16 protein-coding genes are annotated in these 19,691 nt (G+C 63.5%); 6 read left to right on the top strand and 10 right to left on the bottom strand.

Annotated elements, in window-relative coordinates; translation table 11 throughout:
* Positions 1 to 194: 194 nt before the first annotated feature.
* Positions 195 to 2,075, top strand: a complete 1,881-nt coding sequence (gene cobT, locus EP867_RS01210; protein WP_128486397.1) for a cobaltochelatase subunit CobT — start codon at positions 195 to 197, stop codon at positions 2,073 to 2,075.
* Positions 2,076 to 2,156: 81 nt separating this feature from the next.
* Here the strand turns inward: cobT and EP867_RS01205 are convergent, their stop codons facing one another.
* The gene (locus EP867_RS01205; RefSeq protein WP_164888732.1) at positions 2,157 to 2,585 is read right to left on the bottom strand and encodes a tellurite resistance TerB family protein; all 429 of its coding nucleotides are present in this window, start codon (positions 2,583 to 2,585) and stop codon (positions 2,157 to 2,159) included.
* A gap of 112 nt (positions 2,586 to 2,697) precedes the next feature.
* Here EP867_RS01205 and EP867_RS01200 point away from each other — a divergent pair, with 112 nt between their 5' ends.
* Positions 2,698 to 4,512 (top strand): aminopeptidase P family protein, encoded by a 1,815-nt coding sequence (locus EP867_RS01200; RefSeq protein ID WP_128486395.1) that lies wholly within the window; start codon positions 2,698 to 2,700, stop codon positions 4,510 to 4,512.
* A gap of 362 nt (positions 4,513 to 4,874) precedes the next feature.
* On the opposite strand, the gene EP867_RS01195 is transcribed toward EP867_RS01200, so the two are convergent.
* Positions 4,875 to 6,185 carry an ATP-binding protein gene (locus EP867_RS01195; RefSeq protein ID WP_128486394.1) on the bottom strand — a complete coding sequence of 437 codons (1,311 nt, stop codon included), beginning with the start codon at positions 6,183 to 6,185 and terminating at the stop codon, positions 4,875 to 4,877.
* 142 nt (positions 6,186 to 6,327) lie between these two features.
* On the opposite strand from EP867_RS01195, the gene EP867_RS01190 reads away from it, so the two are divergent.
* A complete protein-coding gene (locus tag EP867_RS01190) occupies positions 6,328 to 6,768 on the top strand; it encodes a hypothetical protein (RefSeq protein WP_128486393.1) in 441 nt (146 codons plus the stop codon).
* Positions 6,769 to 6,809: 41 nt separating this feature from the next.
* Here EP867_RS01190 and EP867_RS01185 read toward each other — a convergent pair whose 3' ends face one another.
* Both EP867_RS01185 and EP867_RS01180 read right to left on the bottom strand, forming a co-directional pair.
* Positions 6,810 to 7,247, bottom strand: coding sequence for a PACE efflux transporter (locus tag EP867_RS01185; RefSeq protein WP_128486392.1), 438 nt, complete (start codon positions 7,245 to 7,247; stop codon positions 6,810 to 6,812).
* A gap of 120 nt (positions 7,248 to 7,367) precedes the next feature.
* On the bottom strand, positions 7,368 to 8,981 hold the full coding sequence (locus EP867_RS01180; RefSeq protein WP_164888731.1) for an ABC1 kinase family protein: 1,614 nt from the start codon (positions 8,979 to 8,981) through the stop codon (positions 7,368 to 7,370).
* A gap of 293 nt (positions 8,982 to 9,274) precedes the next feature.
* On the opposite strand from EP867_RS01180, the gene EP867_RS01175 reads away from it, so the two are divergent.
* Entirely contained in the window at positions 9,275 to 9,880 is a 606-nt protein-coding gene (locus EP867_RS01175; protein ID WP_128486390.1) for an ImuA family protein, read from the top strand.
* Positions 9,881 to 9,886: 6 nt separating this feature from the next.
* On the opposite strand, the gene EP867_RS01170 is transcribed toward EP867_RS01175, so the two are convergent.
* On the bottom strand, positions 9,887 to 11,308 hold the full coding sequence (locus tag EP867_RS01170; protein ID WP_128486389.1) for an alanine/glycine:cation symporter family protein: 1,422 nt from the start codon (positions 11,306 to 11,308) through the stop codon (positions 9,887 to 9,889).
* A 637-nt stretch (positions 11,309 to 11,945) separates the two neighbouring features.
* Here EP867_RS01170 and EP867_RS01165 point away from each other — a divergent pair.
* Together EP867_RS01165 and EP867_RS01160 are read left to right on the top strand one after the other, a co-directional pair.
* Entirely contained in the window at positions 11,946 to 12,638 is a 693-nt protein-coding gene (locus tag EP867_RS01165) for a spermidine synthase (RefSeq protein WP_128486388.1), read from the top strand.
* A 186-nt stretch (positions 12,639 to 12,824) separates the two neighbouring features.
* Entirely contained in the window at positions 12,825 to 14,015 is a 1,191-nt protein-coding gene (locus EP867_RS01160) for an MFS transporter (protein WP_128486387.1), read from the top strand.
* Here EP867_RS01160 and EP867_RS01155 read toward each other — a convergent pair.
* From EP867_RS01155 to EP867_RS01135, 5 genes are all read right to left on the bottom strand, one after another.
* Entirely contained in the window at positions 14,000 to 15,625 is a 1,626-nt protein-coding gene (locus EP867_RS01155) for an ABC transporter permease (RefSeq protein ID WP_241656782.1), read from the bottom strand. The genes EP867_RS01160 and EP867_RS01155 overlap by 16 nt on opposite strands.
* Positions 15,626 to 15,710: 85 nt before the next feature.
* On the bottom strand, positions 15,711 to 16,736 hold the full coding sequence (locus tag EP867_RS01150) for a Fe(3+) ABC transporter substrate-binding protein (protein WP_128486386.1): 1,026 nt from the start codon (positions 16,734 to 16,736) through the stop codon (positions 15,711 to 15,713).
* Positions 16,737 to 16,817: 81 nt separating this feature from the next.
* A complete protein-coding gene (locus EP867_RS01145; RefSeq protein WP_128486385.1) occupies positions 16,818 to 17,915 on the bottom strand; it encodes an ABC transporter ATP-binding protein in 1,098 nt (365 codons plus the stop codon).
* A gap of 194 nt (positions 17,916 to 18,109) precedes the next feature.
* The gene (locus EP867_RS01140; protein ID WP_128486384.1) at positions 18,110 to 19,138 is read right to left on the bottom strand and encodes a polysaccharide biosynthesis protein; all 1,029 of its coding nucleotides are present in this window, start codon (positions 19,136 to 19,138) and stop codon (positions 18,110 to 18,112) included.
* Positions 19,139 to 19,167: 29 nt separating this feature from the next.
* On the bottom strand, positions 19,168 to 19,638 hold the full coding sequence (locus EP867_RS01135) for a glycosyltransferase (protein ID WP_128486383.1): 471 nt from the start codon (positions 19,636 to 19,638) through the stop codon (positions 19,168 to 19,170).
* Positions 19,639 to 19,691: the final 53 nt, after the last annotated feature.

The raw sequence follows: 19,691 nt of genomic DNA, 5'->3' as shown, positions 1-19,691 counted from the left end.
TGGCTCCGCCGGAATTAAAAGCAATCTGCATTGCAGCCCGGCAGGCTGTGCATCTTTGCGCAATCGCCCGGCCTGTGGGGCAGGGCGGCCTTAATTCACTGGCGCTTTGCTTGCAGTGCCGCTGTTGCGGTGGCATGGTCAGGGCAAAGCGGCCCGCCTGCCAGGGGCGGGTTTAGTCGGGAAGGAACAGCGCCTTGAAACCCAGTGATAATCCGGCCGATCCGTTCAAAAAGGCGCTGGCGGAAGCGACGCGCGTGATGGCGGATGATGCGGATCTGACGGTGACCTATTCCGTCGATCCGGCGGGCCTCAGCAATGACACCATGCGCCTGCCGCAGATCTCGCGGCGCATGACCCGCGATGAGGTGATGCTGGCGCGCGGGACCGCCGACGCCCTGGCGCTGCGCCGCCGCTATCATGATGAAGGCACCGCTGCGCGCTATCTGCCGCAGGGTCAGATGGCCCGCGATATCTATGAGGCGATGGAATCTGCGCGCTGCGAAGCGATCGGTGCCCGCGCCATGCCCGGCACTGCGGTGAACATTGATGCGAAAATCGCCCATGAGGCGGAGCGCAAGGGCTACAGCCAGATCACCCGCTCTGAGGATGTGCCCCTGGCCGTGGCCGCGGGCTATCTGGTGCGCCAGATGGCGACCGGGCGCGAACTGCCGCCCGGCGCGCGCAATGTGACCGATCTCTGGCGTGGGTTCATCGAGGCCCAGGCGGGCGGCACGCTCGCGGATGTGGGCGATGTGCTTTCCGATCAGGCGGCTTTCGCGCGCTTTGCCCGTCAGGTGATCACTGAACTGGGCTATGGCGATCAGCTGGGCGACGACCCGGACCAGCAGGATCAGAGCGACGATGCCCCCGAGGAGGCCGAGGAAGAGGATCAGGACGATCCGGAAAGCACCGGCACCGAGGAAGACGACGAGCAGGATTCCGAGGCCGATACCGAGCAGTCCCAGGAGGAGCAGCAGGAGCAGGCAGAGGCTCAGGCCTCGTCTGAGGACAGCGACGAGATGGAAGAGCTCGAAGAGGCCGAAATGCCCTCTCCTGACGCTCCGCCCGAGCCGCCTGCACCCGCCGCCCATTCGGATGCAGATCCGAATTATAAAGTTTTTTCAACGGCTTTTGACGAAGAGATCCGCGCTGAAGACCTGGCTGAACCGGCTGAGCTTGAGCGTCTGCGCGCCTATCTGGACCAGCAGCTTGAGCCGCTGAAAGGGGCGGTTTCGCGGCTGGCCAATAAGCTGCAGCGTCGGCTGCAGGCACAACAGAACCGCTCCTGGCTCTTTGACCTCGAGGAAGGGATTCTGGATGCGGGCCGCCTTGCGCGGGTGGTGGCAAACCCGACGACGCCGCTGTCGTTCAAATGGGAAAAAGACACCGAATTCCGCGACACCGTGGTGACGCTGCTTCTGGATAACTCCGGCTCGATGCGGGGCAGGCCGATTTCCATCGCGGCCATCTGTGCCGATGTTCTGGCCCGCACGCTGGAGCGCTGCTCGGTGAAGGTTGAGATCCTCGGCTTCACGACGCGGGCCTGGAAGGGCGGCCAAAGCCGTGAGAAATGGCTGGCTGACGGGCGACCGCAGGCTCCGGGGAGGCTGAATGATCTGCGCCATATCATCTATAAATCGGCCGATGCGCCGATGCGCCGGACCCGCGATAACCTGGGCCTGATGATGAAAGAGGGTCTGCTGAAGGAAAACATCGACGGTGAGGCGCTGGAATGGGCGCACCGCCGCATCATGGCGCGGCGCGAGCAGCGTAAGATTCTGATGGTGATTTCTGACGGCGCGCCGGTTGATGACAGCACGCTTTCGGTCAATGCGGCCAGCTTCCTGGAAAAGCACCTGCGCGATGTGATCGCCATGGTCGAAAAGCGCCGCCAGGTCGAGCTGATCGCCATTGGCATCGGCCATGACGTGACGCGCTATTACCAGCATGCTGTAACGATCACGGATGTCGAGCAGCTGGCCGGGGCCATGACGGAACAACTCGCGGGGCTTTTTGAGTCTGATCCCCGCAAACGCGACCGTATTTTGTCAAATAAAGCCGCCGGCTGGCGCTGAGGTCGCAGACAGGAAAAGCCGCGCCTTTGCGAAAGGGCGCGGCTTTGATTTTTTCCTTTTAAACCTTCACGTAGTGATCAATCACGCCAGATTATGCGCGGCGATCTCATCCGGAGCCCGCTGTAGCAGATTGCGGATCTTTTCGATCATCTCCGACTCGCGGGCGTCGATCCGGCCATCGGCCTCCGCCACCTCGATCAGTCCTTCGCGCAGGGCAAAGCGCTGCTCCGGCGGAATTTTCGCGGCCAGAAGCGCACCAAGTTCTTCGGTCGGCGGCAGCACCTCTTCAAGACGCTCGCAATCGGCGCGCATCTTTGCGGCCTCGACCGCCTTCATGCCAAGGCGGCGGATGAACAGCCGGTCGATCGCCTGAAGTTCAGGCAGGTTCATCCGGTTATCCGCCCGCGCCAGCCGCAGCATCATCGCCCCGATCAGATGCGCCGCATCAACCTCCGGCAGGGGGCGCGGCGGGGGGGCGCTGCTGAGAAAGCCCAGAATTCTGTTGATCATCGTCGCCTCCGCTTTTAGCCCGGATGCAGGGGGCCGCATCTTCGCTGCATTGCCCTGACATCCTGTGGGTGTAACCCTGCAGAACAGATTCCCGTTCCTCGATGAGGCCGTTATGTTTCAAACTTTTACCGCCGAGAACTCTCCCGAGCAGGGCCCGCCGCGTCTGATCGCGCTGCGCCGGGCGCTTGCGGATGCCGGAGTTCAGGGCTTTCTGGTGCCGCGTGCGGATGCCTGGCAGGGGGAATATGTCGCCCCCCGTGATGCGCGTCTGGCCTGGCTGACGGGCTTCAGCGGTTCGGCGGGCTTTTGTATCGTGCTGCCCGGGATTGCGGGGGTCTTTGTGGATGGTCGTTACCGGCTGCAGGTGCGCCAGCAGGTGGCCCCGGTCTTCACCCCGGTGGACTGGCCCGAGGTCAGCGCGGGAGACTGGCTGCGCGATCATCTGAGCGAAGGCGTGGTCGCTTTCGATCCCTGGCTGCATACCGCAGCCGAGATCGCGGCCATCGAAAAGGCGCTTCAGGGCCATCCCGTCCGGCTGCAGCCGACGGAGAACTTCGTCGATGCGGTCTGGCACGATCAGCCCGGGCCGGCGATCCGTCCGGCCTTCGCCCATCCTGAGGAACTGGCGGGCGAAAGCTCAGCCGCCAAGCGAGCGCGTCTGGGGGCCGCTCTTGCGGCCGCGGGGCAGGCGACGGCCGTTCTGACGCTGCCCGACAGCATCTGCTGGCTTTTGAACATTCGCGGCGCGGATCTGCCGCGCAACCCGCTGGTGCAAAGCTTTGCGCTGCTTCATGCGGATGGCTCGGTCGATCTTTTTGCCCATGCCGCCAAGTTTTCTGACGCTTTGCTGCAGAGCCTTGGCGCAGAGGTGCGCCTTGCGCCCGAGGAAGATTTCGCGGTCGCGCTGACGCAGCTGAAAGGTCCGGTGCGGGTCGATCGCGGCACCGCGCCCTGGGCGGTTCAGGATCTGCTGAGCCATGCGGGTGTGTCTTTCGTCTGGGGCGATGATCCCTGCCGCCTTCCCAAAGCCTGCAAAAACGCCGCTGAGATTGCCGCAACCCGTGAGGCGCATCTGCGCGACGGCGCGGCCATTGCTGAGTTCCTCTGCTGGTTTGACGGCCGGGCCGAAGCGGTCTGCGGCGGCGCGGTTGAGACCGAAATCGGTGTGGTGACGGCGCTCGAAGGCTTCCGCCGCGCCACCAATCAGCTCCATGATCTGAGCTTTGAGACCATCTCAGGCGCAGGCCCCAATGGCGCAGTGATCCATTACCGGGTCTCTGAGGACAGCAACCGCCGGCTTGAGCCGAACTCGCTGATGCTGGTCGACAGCGGCGGGCAGTATAAAGACGGCACCACCGATATCACCCGCACCATGGCGATCGGGACACCGCCCGAGGGGGCCGCGCGGGCTTTTACGGCCGTGTTGCAGGGGATGATCGCCGTCTCGCGGGCGCGCTTTCCGGCGGGGGTGGCAGGCTGCCATCTTGATGCGCTGGCGCGTGCACCGCTCTGGACGCTGCATTGCGATTATGACCATGGCACCGGTCATGGCGTGGGGGCCTTTCTCTGCGTCCATGAGGGGCCGCAGCGGCTGTCCCGTGTCTCGGATGTGCCCTTCCTGCCGGGGATGATCCTCTCGAATGAGCCGGGTTATTACCGTGAGGGGGCTTATGGCATCCGCCTTGAGAATCTGATCGTCGTGCGCGAGGCCGCGCCCCTGGCGGGCGGGGATGCGCAGCGCCGGATGTATGACTTTGAGACCCTGACCTGGGCGCCCTTTGATCGCCGTCTGATCCTTGTGGAGGAATTGTCCCGGGCTGAGCGCGACTGGCTTGATGCCTATCACGCTGAGGTTCTTGCAAAGATTGGCCCGAGGGTCAGTGCAGAGGTCCGCGCCTGGCTTGAGAGGGCCTGCGCGCCGCTTTGAAGACAATTCCCCCTCGCGCCGCGATATCTGTGGCGCGGGGGGCTTCGGAAGGCCGTTTGCTGCGGCCATCCGTCACCTCTGCCTGTGAATAACCTTCGGTGCAGGGAAACGCCGGGCGCGATGGCTTTTGCCTCGCGGTCGGAGCCCGCAGGTAAGGCGCTTTCGGAGGTTGCCTCAGGAGGGCCGCCGGATTTTCCTGAAAACCCCTTATTTTTCAGATAATAACTCGGTCGCCTCCGCGCGAATTACACCGCGGACTGCCTGGTGCATTGCGTTGAGTTTCCGCAATCAGCCCGGAGAAATCCCCGATCCACCTGTGGATAACTATGTGGGATATTTCTCGGAACCCTGGGATAATCTGCTTATCGCGCCAGGGTGATATCAGCCCTCAGCCCGCCCAGGCGCAGGCTTTTGCCCAGTTGCAGCGCGCCGCCGTGGCTGATTGCGATTTCGGCCACAATGGCCAGACCCAGCCCGGTGTTGGAGCCGTCATTGGCATTGCGGGAGGGGTCGAGGCGGGCAAAGGGCTTCATCGCCAGTTCATGCTGCTCGGGCGGAATGCCGGGGCCGTCATCCTGGATCGAGATGATCAGCTTGCGGGTGGTCCAGCTGAGTGAAATCTCGATCAGATCGCCGTAGCGCGCGGCATTGTTCATCAGGTTCTCAACCGCGCGGGTGATCGCATCGGGGCGCAGCCAGACCTCAGGGACGGCACCTGCAACGGAGAGCGGCAGCAGCTCGACTTTCAGCCCCATGCGCCGGGCGCGGGTGGTGATTTCCTGCAAAAGCGTCAGCGGATTGGTCAGGACGGCCTCCTCCGCCGCATCACCGCGGGCATAGTCAAGAAAGCCGCTGATCATGCGGTCCATCTCTGCGAGATCGGCCTCCATGGCCTCCACTTCCGGGCCGGGGTCGAGCATCGACAGCTCCAGCCGCAGCCGGGTCAGGGGGGTGCGCAGATCATGGCTGACGCCTGAGAGCATCAGAGTGCGCTGCTCAATCTGGCGCTCAATGCGGGCGCGCATCTGCAAAAAGGCGGCCCCTGCCGCGCGGACCTCTTCGGCCCCGCGCGGGCGATAGGGCAGAATCTGGCCCCGGCCAAAAGCCTCTGAGGCATCGGCCAGCTTTTTGATCGGGCGCAGCTGATTGCGCAGAAAGACATAGGCGATGATGCCGAGCAAAAGCCCGGCAAAGACCATCAGCACCAGCAGCTGGTGCGGGTTTGAGGCTGAAAGCCTGCGGCGCTCAATCAGAATGTCGATCTGATCGCCGGGCGGGCCTGCGCGCAAAAGCACCGCGCGGTGGCGGCTGTTCACATCAACGCCCACCACATCGGGCAGGCCCTCTTTCAGGATGCGCTGGATGACACGGCCCGAGAAATCCAGAAACGCCGGGCTTTCATCCAGCGTCTGAGAGCCGGCGGGGGACATCTTCAGCCCGAGCCGGTCTGCCACCTGCTGCGCCCTGTCGCGCTGGCCTGAGAGATGCAGCTCACGCACGAGTTGAAGCTCATAGACGAGGCTCTCGGTCATCTGCTCGGTCACGCCTTCATAGTGGCGCTGGATGAAGGCGACCGAGACCAGAAGCTGGATGATCACAATCGGTGCCACCAGGATCAGGGCGGCACGACCATAAAGGCTGCGGGGCAGATAAGAGCGGATGCGCAGGGCCATGGATCAGACATAGGCCGCGAGGGGCTCTGTGGCAATCATCTGCTGTGCCCTCCGGCTCAGCGGGATCGGCGCAACCTGCCGTTGACAGCGCCCCGGGCCGCGCCGCAGGATTGCCCGACAGGGTTTTGTGGAAGGACTTGGGATGAAAGCGCTTTTTGCGGCAGTCGGGGTGCTGGCCCTGGCGTCAGGGGCGGGGTCGGTGGCGGGGGCCTCTCCGGTCATCACGCCGGGCAAAACCGCCTGCGATTTCGAAAAGATTGAGGAGTTTGTCGCCTGGTTCGGCGGCTCGGCTGAAAATCAGCGCTCCGCCACGGTCAACCCGCTTGATGCCGGGTTTATGGAGATGGAGGCCAAAGACGGCCCGGTGCTGGTTCAAAGCCCCCATGACCATGAAGAACTGGGCTGGCCGATCCTGCCGGATGTCGCGGCCGTCCGGATGGGCCATAAGATGATCTATACCGAGGTGGATGCGGATCAGGTGAAGCTTCAGACCAAAGGCGGTCTTGGGGTGGACATCACCTATACCTTCCGGCGTCAGCCCTGCTGGACATTGGTCAAACTCGAAGACCGCACCCGCAGCTGAGAAAAAGCCCCGGGCCGGTGGTCCGGGGCCTCTGCATCGGCTCAGGCGTCCTGCATCTGCTGATGCGGCAGCGGGAAAATGCGGTCGAAGGCCAGGGTAAAGAAGAAGGTGAAGACCAGAAAGAAAATCAGGATGGCCGCTTCCATCATCAGCGCGTCCAGAAAGCCCACCTGATACCAGACCATAAAGAGCGGCACGGTAAAGAGTACCAGCCCGCCTTCAAACCCGATGGCATGGCCCGCACGCAAAGGCAGGCTGCGCTTTACGATGCCAAAGCGGCGCTCTGCGGCTTCAAAGCCGGTGTTAAAGATGAAGTTCCACACCACGGCGATGACTGAGACTGCCACCGCCACGGGCAGCGAGGAATGGCCGTCGCCCTTGCTCATCATATTGAGAAGAATCGTCGAAAGCACGATCGCCAGACTCTCAAAGAGGGCAACATAGATCAGGCGGCGCTGGGTGGCGGGCAGGCGGAACATGCCGTGTCTCCGGTCTGAAACGCCCGGACCGTCCCGGGCAGATACAGGTCAGAATGAGCCACGGTTTCCGCTCATCTCAGGGGGAAATATAGGGATTTTTCGCAAAGTTTCAAGCCGCGCCTAAAGCTTCCAGCGCCGCGAGATGTGCCACACTCCGCCGATCAGCCCGAAAATACCCACCCAGGATCCGAGCGGAAGCCCCGCCACCTGCGGCCCGGCCATGGCCAGAACCGGCCCCATGGTCAGCAAAAGCGCCGCCAGCACGAGGCCCCCGGCAATCCGCCGCGCCGCCTGCTCCAGCGCCCGGGCGATGTCGCCGCCGCTGGCCAGGCTGACTTCGGCGCGCAGTTTGCCTTCGCTGAGCCGGGTGAGGCCCGCGCGCAAAAGCTCTGGCGCTTCTTCGCCAAAGGCGGTGGCGGCGCCGGCAAAGTCACTCAGCCGCGCCGCGAGTTCTTCGGGTTTGGGGAGGGCCAGAAGGTCGCGGGCCACAAAGGGTTTGGCGGCAGAGATGCTGTCAAACTGCGGATCAAGCAGCTTCATCGTGCCATCTGCCGTCGCCATGGCTTTGAACAAAAGCACCAGATCAGGGGGCAGGGCGAGGTCTTCTTCGCGCACCATCTCCATAATGTCGGTGATCGCCCGCGAGAGATCGAGCCCCTTGCGGCTGTGGCGCGCGATAAAGCGCCCGGCTGCGGCCTCCAGCGAGGCCGGGGGCGCGAGAGTGTTTTCCGCGCCGCTCCAGCGCAGCAGCAGCTTGGCGAAAGCGCGGGGGTCTGCGGTGACAATGGCCTTGAGAAAGGACATCAGCTCGCGTTGCCTTGCGCTCGTCAGCCGCCCCACCATGCCAAAGTCGATGAAGGCCATATGGTTGTCCGGCAGGGCAAAAAGATTGCCCGGATGCGGATCGGCATGAAAGACCCGCTCAACCAGCAGGGAATGCATGAAGGCCTCTGCACCCACGGCCGCCAGGGCCGGGCCGTCCAGACCCGCCGCTGCCAGGGCGGCCGTATCTGAGGGCGGGGTGCCGAAGATACGTTCCTGTACCATGAGGTCGCGGGAGGAATAGTCGCTCCAGACCTTCGGCACCCGGACCTTGGGAAAGCCCGCGAAATTGGCGGCCATTTCTTCGGTGTTTTCAGCCTCTTCGGTCAGATCAAACTCGGCGCGGATGGCGCGGGCCAGTTCGCGCACCATGGCGGCGGGCTGATAGCGCGCCACGCCGGGAGAGAGTGCGGCGGCGCGGGCGGCGGCATATTCCAGCAGGCGCAGATCGGCCTGAATACGCTCTTCCTGATCGGGGCGGGTGATCTTGATGACCACATCGGTGCCGTCGATGAGCTTTGCCGCATAAACCTGTCCGATGGAGGCAGAACCGATGGGCTCGGGCAGGATCTCAGAAAAGACCTCGCGCCAGGGTCGGCCCAGGGCCGCTTCGGCGCGGGCTTCCATCTCGCTCCAGGGCAGGGCGGTGACCTGGGCGCGCAGCTGGCTCAGCGCATCGGCCCAGAGGTCATCAATCAGATCGCGCCGGGTCGACAGGATCTGTCCCAGTTTAACGAAGACCGGTCCCAGAGCCTCGAGCGCCTCGCGCAGTTTGACCGGCGTCAGGTCTCCCCCGGAATTGGACAGGCCGGCCCCCAGACCCGCCCGCTCCAGCAGCCAGCCGCCGCCGAAGCGGGTGAAGGTTGCAACAATTTCCGCCAGCCTGCGTGCGTCCCGCAAAGGAAGAGCCACCCGATACCCCATTTTTCGTGCCGCCGGTGCGGCTTTGCAGAGCCAACGTCGCAGGTGCCCGACGGCTCCGGGTTTTGCGCAAGGCAAAGCCGCACCGGCTTGTCAGGGGGGCTTTCGTTCCGTTATGTTCTTATTATGTTCCCATGTGGTCTCTGTGATGTGGCAGCCCTCTTCTCAAAGCAAAACTCCCTCTGCCTGCGCGCGATCTGTGAAAAGGGCGCTGTGGCCGGCGAGGGCGGATCGCCGTTCTGCCGCAACAGAGGTGGTGACTGAGCGCAGCGGGGCGGCGGGCGATGTTTCCCTTTGAACTGGGGGGCGCGCGTGTGCATGAAGCGGAGGGGCGCGGACGGCGCAGCTTTGCGCTTTGTCAGGCACAGCATCATTCCGGCCCGGTCTTCTACATCACCCTGCAGCAGGAGCGCGAAAGGCTGATGTGCAGTGCTTTGCCAGAGGGCCTGGCCGGGCGGCTTTGCCTGGTCAGGACACGCAGCACTGAGGATCTGCTCTGGGCGACGGAGGAGGTGCTGCGCGATCCGGCACCCGGTCTGGTGATTGCTGAGCCGGACCGGGCTTTGCATCTCAATGCCGCGCGGCGGCTGCAGCTTGCCGCCGAAGCGGGTCAGACCACCGGACTTTTGCTGATCCGCGAGGGGCAGGGCAGCAATGTGGCCGAGACACGCTGGCACTGCAAACCTGTGCCGGGCGGCCCTGACCAGAGCCTTCATCACTGGGAGATGCTGCGCAACAAAAGAGGGCCCTGCCGCAGCTGGACCCTGTCCTGGGATGGCAGAGCGCCGCTGAAGCCGGAGGATCTGCAGAGCCCGCAGCAGAAGCCGGCCCCTGACCCTTGCGCTTATCCCTCTTACCCCTATCCGTCTTACTCTTACCGGCCGGGGTGACGGCGCTCAGCGCCAGATGTCGCGATCAATGCCTGCCCCCAGCCCGGGGTGATCGGCCGCGATAAAGCGCGGCTGATGTCCGGCTTTGCGCTGGGCGAAGTAGTCTTTCGTCAGCCGCGTCACCGTTCCGGTCAGGGCCACAATGGCAATCAGATTGATCACCGCCATCAGCCCCAGAGTGGCATCTGCAAGGTTAAAGACCGTCGCAATACTTTGCACCGCGCCCCAGGCCACCATGACCAGCACCAGACAGCGCAGCACGACAAGCCAGCGTTGCGAGGCCAGCCCCAGATAGGCCATGGCCATCTCAGAATAGGCATAGCAGCCGATGATGGTCGTAAAGGCGAAAAAGAAGATCGCGATGGCGATGAAGGTCGGGCCGAAGCTGCCGATGTGCTCGGCCAGGGCGGCCTGGGTCAGCTGGGTGCCGGTCAGCTCTGCGCCGGGGGTATAGATGCCCGACAACAGAATAATCATCGCCGTGCAGGTGCAGACGACGATGGTGTCAATAAAGACCGCAAAGGCCTGCACAAAGCCCTGGCTCGAGGGGTGATGCGGGCTGGGCGTTGCAGCGGCGGCAATATTCGGGGCCGAGCCCATGCCCGCCTCATTGGAGAAGAGCCCGCGTTTGACGCCGTTCAGCATGGCCGCAGCCATGCCCCCCGCCACGCCGCCCGCCGCTTCCTGCAGGCCGAAGGCATGAGTGAAGATCTGCGCAAAGACGCCGGGGATCTCGGTGATATTCACCGCCATAACGTAAAGCGTGACCAGCAGATAGACCCCGGCCATGAAGGGCACGACATATTCCGCCACCGCCGCGATTTTGCGGATGCCGCCAAAGATCACCAGGGCCGTCAGTGCCGCCAGGGCAATCCCGGTGCCCGGACGTGACAGCCCGAAAGCGCCCTCCATCGCCTCAGCGATCGAGTTCGACTGCAGCGCATTGACCACCAGCCCCACCGCAAGCACCAGGCTGATGGAAAAAAGCGTGCCAAGCCAGGGCAGGCCAAGGCCACGGGCAATGTAATAGGCCGGACCGCCGCGATAGACGGCCTGAGCGTCTCCGGGCTCGCGGACCTTATAAAGCTGAGCGAGAGCGGATTCGGCATAGGCCGTCGCCATGCCGACAAAGGCCACCACCCACATCCAGAAGATCGCCCCCGGGCCGCCGAGCACCAGGGCCACGGCCACCCCGGCGATATTGCCGGTGCCCACCCGTGAGGCGAGGCTGGTGCAAAGCGCCTGAAAGGGCGAGATTCCGGTGCCGTCGGGGGCAGGGCGCGCCAGGGTGCAGCGCAGCATCTCGCCAAAGCGCAGCACCTGCTGAAGCCGCAGCCGGATCGAGAACCAGATCCCGACCGCGATCAGCCCATAGACCAGCACATAGCCCCAGAGCACTGAATTGATGAAATCGACGACTCTGTCCAAACTGATACTCCCGGGCCGCTGCGGCGACTGTTACGCCCGGCTGCTCAGGCCTGACCGGGCCGGGAGTGCCTTCTTTACAGACAATGAGGCTCAAAGAGCAGGGCCGAAATCGTCGCGGCGCCCGTGGCGGGCCGTTCAGGGCCGGGCTTTGCCCCTCAGACCCGGCTGAGGCCACCCGCAGGACGGGGGAGCCTCCTGCGGCTGCCTGCGGAGGCGGGGAGGGTGTCATGGGAGGGCGACCATCGGATCCTCGTCTCAGGCTGGCTGACCGCCCCTTCATCGCGGGATCGGCAGGGGCCTTGGGCTTTACGCCGACAGGCCAGACGTATTCGCCCGGCGGGCCGGCAGGACAGTCCTCAGCGTGCGCTTTGCCGCAGGAAGGCCCTGGCCTTGCTTGCCTTCCGGGGGGGAGGGGGGCATAACGGAGGCGCACACAGATGTGCCTCAGCGTCAGACTGGTCAGAAGATGCATTCTTTCTCCAATCTCCCGGCTGTCTTTCCCCTTCTGGTTGGTCTCAGGGCAAACAATGTCTGAGGGTTGCCGGAGCGTTTAGCGCGAAAGGCAACCCGTAATCCGACGAACCCCTTCCTGCTCCGCCTGCCACAGGCCGGGGCCTGACCGTTCACGGGATTTGACATGACACTCTGGACCACATTGTCCCGCGCCGCCACGGCGACGGGCGACGACATTCATCTGCGCCAGCGCGGTGAGACCTATGAAATCCGCTACAATGGCATCGAGCTGATGTCCTCGTTCAACCATCAGTCCGAGGATCAGCTGGCGCTGCGGGCCATGCGGCGGATGGCTTTCGCGCCGCGCCGCATTCTGATCGGCGGGCTGGGGCTTGGCTATACCGCGCGGGCGGTGCTGGATCTGGCGCTGCCCGATGCTGAGGTGCATATCTGCGAACTGATCCCTGAGATCGCGGCCTGGAACCGCGATGTCTTTGGCCATCTTGCAGGTCATCCGCTGAAAGACCCGCGCACGCATCTGCATATCGGCGATGTGCAGGCGCATATGGCCCGGCGGCCAGGGGTCTATGATCTGATTTTGCTCGATACCGACAACGGGCCGGATTTCATCATCCGCCCTGAAAATACCCCGCTTTATGAAATCGATGGCATGGCCCTGACGGAAGCGGCCCTCGCGCCGGGGGGCCTTGCCTGTTTCTGGTCGGCCACGGCCTCTGAGGCCTTTGAGGCGCGGCTCGCGCAGCGCGGTCTGCCCTGGATGCGCGATGATATCGCTCTGGTGCCGGGGCGGGTGGATGCCATGCACCACCTTTACTCGCTGCAAAACGACCGGGTGCAGCTGAAGAAAGCGGTCTGATCTGCATCGGAAGACACCGGGGGGAGATTATGTGCCCGTGATTCCCCCCCCCCGGCGCGGATTTCTGTGGCAGAGGACCGGTCTGACGGGGGAAAGCCGCAAAGATTGCGGCTGTCCTGCGTTGACGGCGGCGCGGCTTTGCGCCTCACTGCGCGGGAAGACCCTCTGAGGAAAGCGCGCCGTTTCATGATCCTGCATAGTTTCCGGCGCAGCCCCGTGGCCGTCATCTCGCTGGCACAGCTCTTTGGCACTTCGCTGTGGTTCAGCTCAAATGCCGTCACCCGGGACCTCTCAGCCCTGTGGCAACTGGATGCGGCGGGGATCGGCTGGCTGACGGCGGCGGTGCAGGCGGGCTTTATCGCAGGCACGCTGGGTCTGGCCCTGACCGGGCTGGCGGATCGCTACCGCGCCTCGCAGATCTTTGCGCTCTGCGCCTGCCTTGGGGCGGCGCTGAATGCGGCCTTCGCGCTTTGGGCACCGGGGCTGACCGAGGGGCTGGTGCTGCGCTTTCTGGTTGGGCTGAGCCTTGCGGGCATCTATCCGATCGGCATGAAGCTCATGGTGCGCTGGGCGCCGCAGAAGGCGGGCTGGGGGCTGTCGGTGCTGGTGGCGATGCTGACGCTGGGCACGGCGCTGCCGCATGGGATGCGGGCGGCGGCGGGCGGTCTGCCCTGGCAGGGCGTGGTTCTGGGGGCCTCCGGTCTTGCGGTGCTGGCCGCGGGGCTGGTGCTGTGCCTCGGAGAGCCGGGCGGCCCTGCCAGCGCTGCGCGGCCACCGCGGCTGCGGGAGACGCTGTCGGGGCTGGCGGCGGCTTTTCGGGTGCCTGCCTTTCGGGCGGCGGCGCTCGGCTATTTCGGACATATGTGGGAACTTTACGCCTTCTGGACGCTGGTGCCGCTTCTGCTGGCCATGCGGCTTGGGACTGAGGGCGATCTGTCGCTTTTCTCCTTTGCGGTGATCGCTGTCGGTGCGGCGGGCTGTCTCTTCGGCGGTCTCCTGGCGCGGCGCAGTTCCGGCCACCAGGTGGCTCGGGCTTCGCTGCGGATATCCGGGGCATGCTGCCTGGTGATCGGCCTTGCGGGGGGTGTCCTGCCGATCTGGATGTTCGGGGCGGTCTTTCTGATCTGGGGGGCGATGGTGGTCTCCGATTCCCCGCAGTTTTCTGCGATCTGCGCCACGGCCTGTCCGCCCGCTCTGGTCGGCTCGGCGTTGTCGATGATGAATGCGATCGGCTTTGCGATCACCATGGTCTCAATCGCGCTGACCACCGGGGTGGCGGGGGGGCTGGGGCTGCAGACGGCGCTGATCCTCAGCCTTGGTCCGGCGCTGGGGCTGCTGGCCCTGCGCGAGGGGCGGGGGGATCAGGCGGCGCGCTGACGCCCCTGACGGCCGACCCGGGCCAGAAGGATCACCGGCAGGATCCCTACCGCCACAATGGCAAGTGCTGCGATCGAGGCCTCTTCATAGGTGCCGCGCGCGGCCTCGCCGTAAAGATGGGTGGCGAGAGTCTCAAAATTCAGCGGGCGCAGGAGCAGCGTGGCCGAGAGCTCTTTCATGCAATCGACAAAAACCAGCAACCCGCCTGCGGCAATGGCTGAGCGCGAGAGCGGCAGGTGCAGGCTGAACACCGTCCCCGCCGCGCTGCGCCCAAGGCTTCGGGCCGCGTGGTCATAGCTGCGCGGAAAGCGCGTCAGTCCCGCCTCGGTCGATCCGGAGGCGATCCCCAGGAACCGCACCAGATAGGCATAGCCGAGCGCCATGCCCGAGCCGATCAGCAAAAGGCCCGTTGAGAGCCCGAACCAGCTTTGCATCAGCGCATCAAGCCGGCGGTCAAATCCGGCAGAGACCGTCAGAATGCCGATGGCGAGAACCGTCCCCGGCATCGCATAGCCCAGCCCCGAGATCCTTTGTGCGATCTGCAGCGGGCGCGAGGGAAACAGCCGCTCGCCACAGGCAATGATCACGCCGCAGATCAGGACGGCAAGCGTCGCAAGCGCTGAGATCATAAAGGAATTGCCCGCCTCACGCAGAAGCTGTGCCGAAAGGCCGGCGCTGTGAAACCGCTCTGCGGCCTCAATCGCCAGATAGCCTGCGGGGATCACGAAGCCAAAGACCATCGGCAGGGCGGCCAGTGCAAAAAGCCCCGCAGCGCGCGGGCCGCGGATCCGCAGGGGCGCCATCATCCGCGCGCGCTGCGCATTGATGTTGTAGCGCTGATTGCGCCTGGCCCAGCGCTCAAGCGAGACCAGCGCCACCACCAGCACCAGCATCGCCAGCGCGATCTGTGCCGCCCCCGGCAGATCAGAGCGGGTGACCCAGGTGGTATAGACCGAGATCGTCAGCGAGCGGACCCCGAGAAACTCTGACGCGCCGATGTCATTGAGAACCTCCATCAGGGCAAGGCTGACCCCGACGGCAATGGCCGGTCTGGCTGAGGGGACTGCAACCCGCCAGAAGGCCGCCCGGCGCGACAGCCCGAGAGTGCGCGAGACCTCAAGAAGATTGGCAGCCTGGGTGGTGAACATCGCCCGGACCGGCAGATAGACATAGGGAAAGAGCACAAGGCTCAGCAGCAGAATTGCGCCGGGCATTGAGCGCAGATCGGGCAGGCGGAACTGGCGCGGGCTGCTGTAGCCCAGCATCTGGCGCAGGAAATCCTGAACCGGGCCAATGGGATGCAGCAGATCGAGATAGGCATAGGCGACGATATAGGTCGGCACCGCCAGGGGCAGCAAAAGCCCCCATTCCAGAAGCCTGCGCCCGCGAAAGTCATAAGCCGTCACCGTCCAGGCCAGCAGCGTGCCGGTAAAGGCAACCAGAACCCCGACCCCCGTCATCAGGATCAGCGTCTGCCCGAAGGCATGGGGCAGCACAGAGCCCATCAGATGCGACCAGAGCATGGCTGACCCCTGAGAGGCCTGCCACAGGAGCGCCAGAACCGGCGCCATGACCAGCGCGGCAATCCCGAGGATCACAAAAAACCACACCCCCCCGGCGGGCCGGAGGGGCAGTGTCAGGACCTGGCGGAGCACCCGGGCCGGGCGGGTGGCCCCGCTCGGGTGCCTGCAGTTCTCAGTTGTCGAATCCGACATTATCAACCAGTTCACTTGCCGCTTTGCGGTTCTTCACGAAATCGGCCAGCGGCAGGCTGTCGACCTTCAGTTCCCCGAACGAGGCCACGATCGGATCGAGCGCCACACCCGGCTTCACCGGATATTCGTAATTGGCTTCGCCGTAAATCTTCTGCGCCTCATCAGAGACGAGGAATTCCAGAAGTCTGACGGCGTTTTCTTTGTTCGGGGCATGTTTTGCCACAGCCGCACCACTGACGTTCACATGGGTGCCACCGTCTTTGAAGGTGGGGAGCAGCACATCGATGCCGTCAGCCCAGGCCTTCTGTTCATCCCCGCTTTTGCCCGAGCGCATGAGGCCCACGTAATAGGAATTGGCCACGGCCAGATCGCAGATGCCGCCCAGAATGTCTTTCGCGCCGTCGCGGTCACCGCCCCCGGCTTTGCGTGCCAGATTGGCCTTCAGCCCCTCAAGCCAGGTCTTCGTCGCTTCGGGCCCGTTGTGGGTCAGATAGGCCGCGATCAGCCCGGTGTTATAGGGATGCTGCCCGGAGCGGATGCAGATTTTGCCTTTCCACTTCGGGTCGGCCAGATCGTCATAGTTGATCTCCGTCAGCCCCAGATCCTTCGCGGCATAAACCACCCGCGCCCGCATCGACAAAGCAAACCATTCATTGCCCGCATCGCGCAGATTGGCCGGGATGGCGGAGGTCAGAGCCTCAGAAGTCACCGGCTGGGTCAGCCCGCGCTCGACCAGATCCACGAGGTTGCCGGCATCCACGGCCATCAACACATCCGCCGGAGAGCTTGCGCCCTCGGAGACCACGCGCTCAACCAGGCCGTCTTTCAGAAAGACGGTGTTGACCTGAATACCGCTCTCCGCCGTAAAGGCCTCGAGCAGCGGCGCCACCAGCCCGGGCTCGCGTGAGGTGTAAAGATTAAGTTCCTGCGCAAAGCTGCCTGCTGCACTCAGCGCAGCAAAAGAGCCTGCCAGCAGCAGGGTTTTTACGGAAATCTTACGTGACATGAAACGCTCCACCCTCAGGTCCGGTCCGGCGCAGACCATACAGGCTTTCGATGGTTTGTTAAGCGATTTTGTCGGGTATACTCAATTGTGACCTGAGAGAGCGGCGGGGGCCGTGGTGTCCTCTTCCTCGCGGGGGAAGATATGCACCTCGGCATTGTTGGTCAGCAGGCTCACCTGCGCGCCGACAGGGGCCGGGATCCGGCGGTGGCTGTGCATCCGCAACGGCTCTCCGAGCGGGTGCACCAGCAGTTCAATCTGCTCGCTTTCCCCCACGAAGGTCTTTGACAGCACCCTTGCAGGAATGCCCTCGCCCGCTTCCCCCAGTGTGAGCGCCTGGGGCCTGATGCAGGCAAGCGCCAGACTGCCCTCGGGCAGATCAAGCGCAGCAGGGAATCGCCCGATCGGCGTCTCCAGATGGCCGTCCTGCCAGAGGCCGGTCAGCCTGTTGCAGGGCCCGATAAATTCCGCCGCATAGGGCGAGACCGGGTGGTCGTAAATGTCAAAGGGCGTGCCGCTCTGCTCAATCCGGCCCGCGCGCATCAGAACGATCTGATCCCCCATGGCGAGGGCTTCCTGCGGGTCATGGGTAACGACAATGGCTGTCGCCTCAAAGTCGCGCAGGATTGCCAGGGTCTGGCTTCGGACCTTCTCGCGCAGCCCCTGATCGAGGTTTGAGAAGGGCTCATCCATCAGGATCAGCTGGGGCCGGGGGGCCAGCGCCCGGGCCAGCGCCACACGCTGCTGCTCTCCGCCCGACAGCGCATCCGGATAGCGCGGCAGCAGATGGGTGATGCCGATGAGCGCAGCGGTCTCTTCAATCCGAGTGGCGCGGTCTGCACGCGGCAGGCGGCGCAGACCGAAGGCGATATTGTCAAAGACAGTCAGATGCGGAAAGAGCGCATAGTCCTGAAACATAAAGCCGATGCTGCGCTCCTCCGGCTCCACAAAAAGGCCCGGGCCTGACAAGAGCCCCGAGGCCCCCGAGATGCGCCCGGCCTGCGGACGCTCAATCCCCGAGATCAGCCGCAGGAGCGTCGACTTCCCGCAGCCCGATTGCCCGAGCAGGCAGGTGATCTGCCCCGCCGGGATCTCAAGCGAGATATCCGACAGCACCTGAGTGCCCGAAAAGGCATGCGAAACCCCGTCGAGGCGCAGGGCAATGCGGGAAGCGGCAGACATGGCGCCCTCTCAATCTCGTCACAGAACGCCCCACTCCTAAGGTGAAGCGTGCCTCAGGGCCAGATCTGTTACTCTGTCGCAAGAGAGGGCGGCGGCTTTTGTTCACTGCTGAAGGCGTGGGGCATCATGCCCCGCGCTTTATGGCGGAGCCCCCTGCGCCCGGCGACCCTCCGGCACAGTCAGGGGGCTGACCACTAAATCACCGCCTCAGCGTGAGAGCCGCGCGCGGCTTTCCGGATGAAACTGAGGCTCATCAGAAGGTCCTGCATCTCAGCAACGCTCAGCCGGGGAGCGTTGTGAGAGTTGTATCCGGCGGATTTCGATCTTTTCCGCAACCCCTGATCTACATAGCTGGCATAATTCATATCCCGGGCATCGGCAGGGACACGGTAATAGAGGCCGAGATCTTCTGCGGCATCCAGTTCCTCCTGGCTCAGAACCGTTTCAAAAAGCTTCTCGCCGTGCCGCGTGCCGATCACATTGATCCGATGGTCGGGCCTGCCCAAGACTCTGGTCAGGGCAAGGGCCAGGGTCCGGATCGTCACCGCAGGGGATTTCTGCACGAAAATCTCACCCGCTTTCCCATGCTCAAAGGCGTAAAGCACAAGATCAACTGCGTCCTCCAAGGTCATCATAAACCGCGTCATGGCGCCATCGGTAATGGTCAGGGGAAGACCGGAGGTGATCTGATCACAAAACAAAGGGATCACAGAGCCGCGCGAGGCCATGACATTGCCATAGCGTGTTGTGCAGATGATTGTGTCCCCGGCGGAGCGGGACTTGGCAATAGCAACCTTTTCCATCATCGCCTTGCTGATCCCCATGGCGTTGATGGGATAGACGGCTTTGTCAGTGCTCAGGCAGATAACCTTCTTCACCCCGGCCTGAACGGCTTCTTCCAGCACATTTTCAGTGCCTGCGATATTCGTCTTAACGGCTTCCATCGGGTGAAATTCACAGGAGGGCACCTGCTTGAGCGCGGCGGCGTGATAGATGTAATCGACACCCCGGACGGCCGTCCTGACAGACTGAATGTCGCGCACATCGCCGATGAAAAATTTCAGTTTCGGATTGCCGTATCTTCGCCGCATATCCTCCTGTTTTTTCTCATCTCGGCTGAAGATGCGGATTTCTTTCAGATCCGAATTGAGAAAGCGACGCATGATCGCATTGCCGAAGGATCCGGTCCCGCCTGTAATCAAAAGCGTCCTGTCTCTGAACATGTGACTCACCATTTACCATAGGGATCAGATCAAAAAGAACTGCCGCCGCGCGCGACGACGGCCTCAAACATGGCCAGCGTCGCCCGACCATTGTCACTCAGTGCAATGGCCTCTCGGGCTGCTGCCCGGGCATCTTCTCTCATCGACAATCGCTGCGCCTGAGACATATCCGCCATAGAGTCGATCCGGTCGCACCAGGCCTGCATATCCTCAAGCGGGAGCACAGTGATGCCATCCCCTTCTGAGGATTTCCAGGGTGTATTGGAACTGATCAGAACGGGCGTGCCTGCGCGCAGCGCCTCAAAAATAATGTGACCGAAGTTCTCACTCTGAGTGGGTAAAACAAACAGATCATGCCGTGCAAAGGTCGCTGAGACCTGATCCGGCCGGAGCGGGCCGTGATAAGTGGCGCGGATATGTGTCGGCAGTCTGGCAATGAGCGCACGGCACCGGTTCCAATAAGCCTCAGATTCAACGGGGCCATAGATATTGACCTGCATTCCCCAAGTGGCGTGTCGTTTGAGGTGAAGATCGCGTGTATCCGAGCGCTAGA

It is taken from the genome of Falsigemmobacter intermedius (assembly GCF_004054105.1).
GTDB lineage: Bacteria > Pseudomonadota > Alphaproteobacteria > Rhodobacterales > Rhodobacteraceae > Wagnerdoeblera > Wagnerdoeblera intermedia.
Note: the sequence above shows the minus strand (reverse complement) of the source record. Positions and strands in the feature narration are given on the sequence as shown.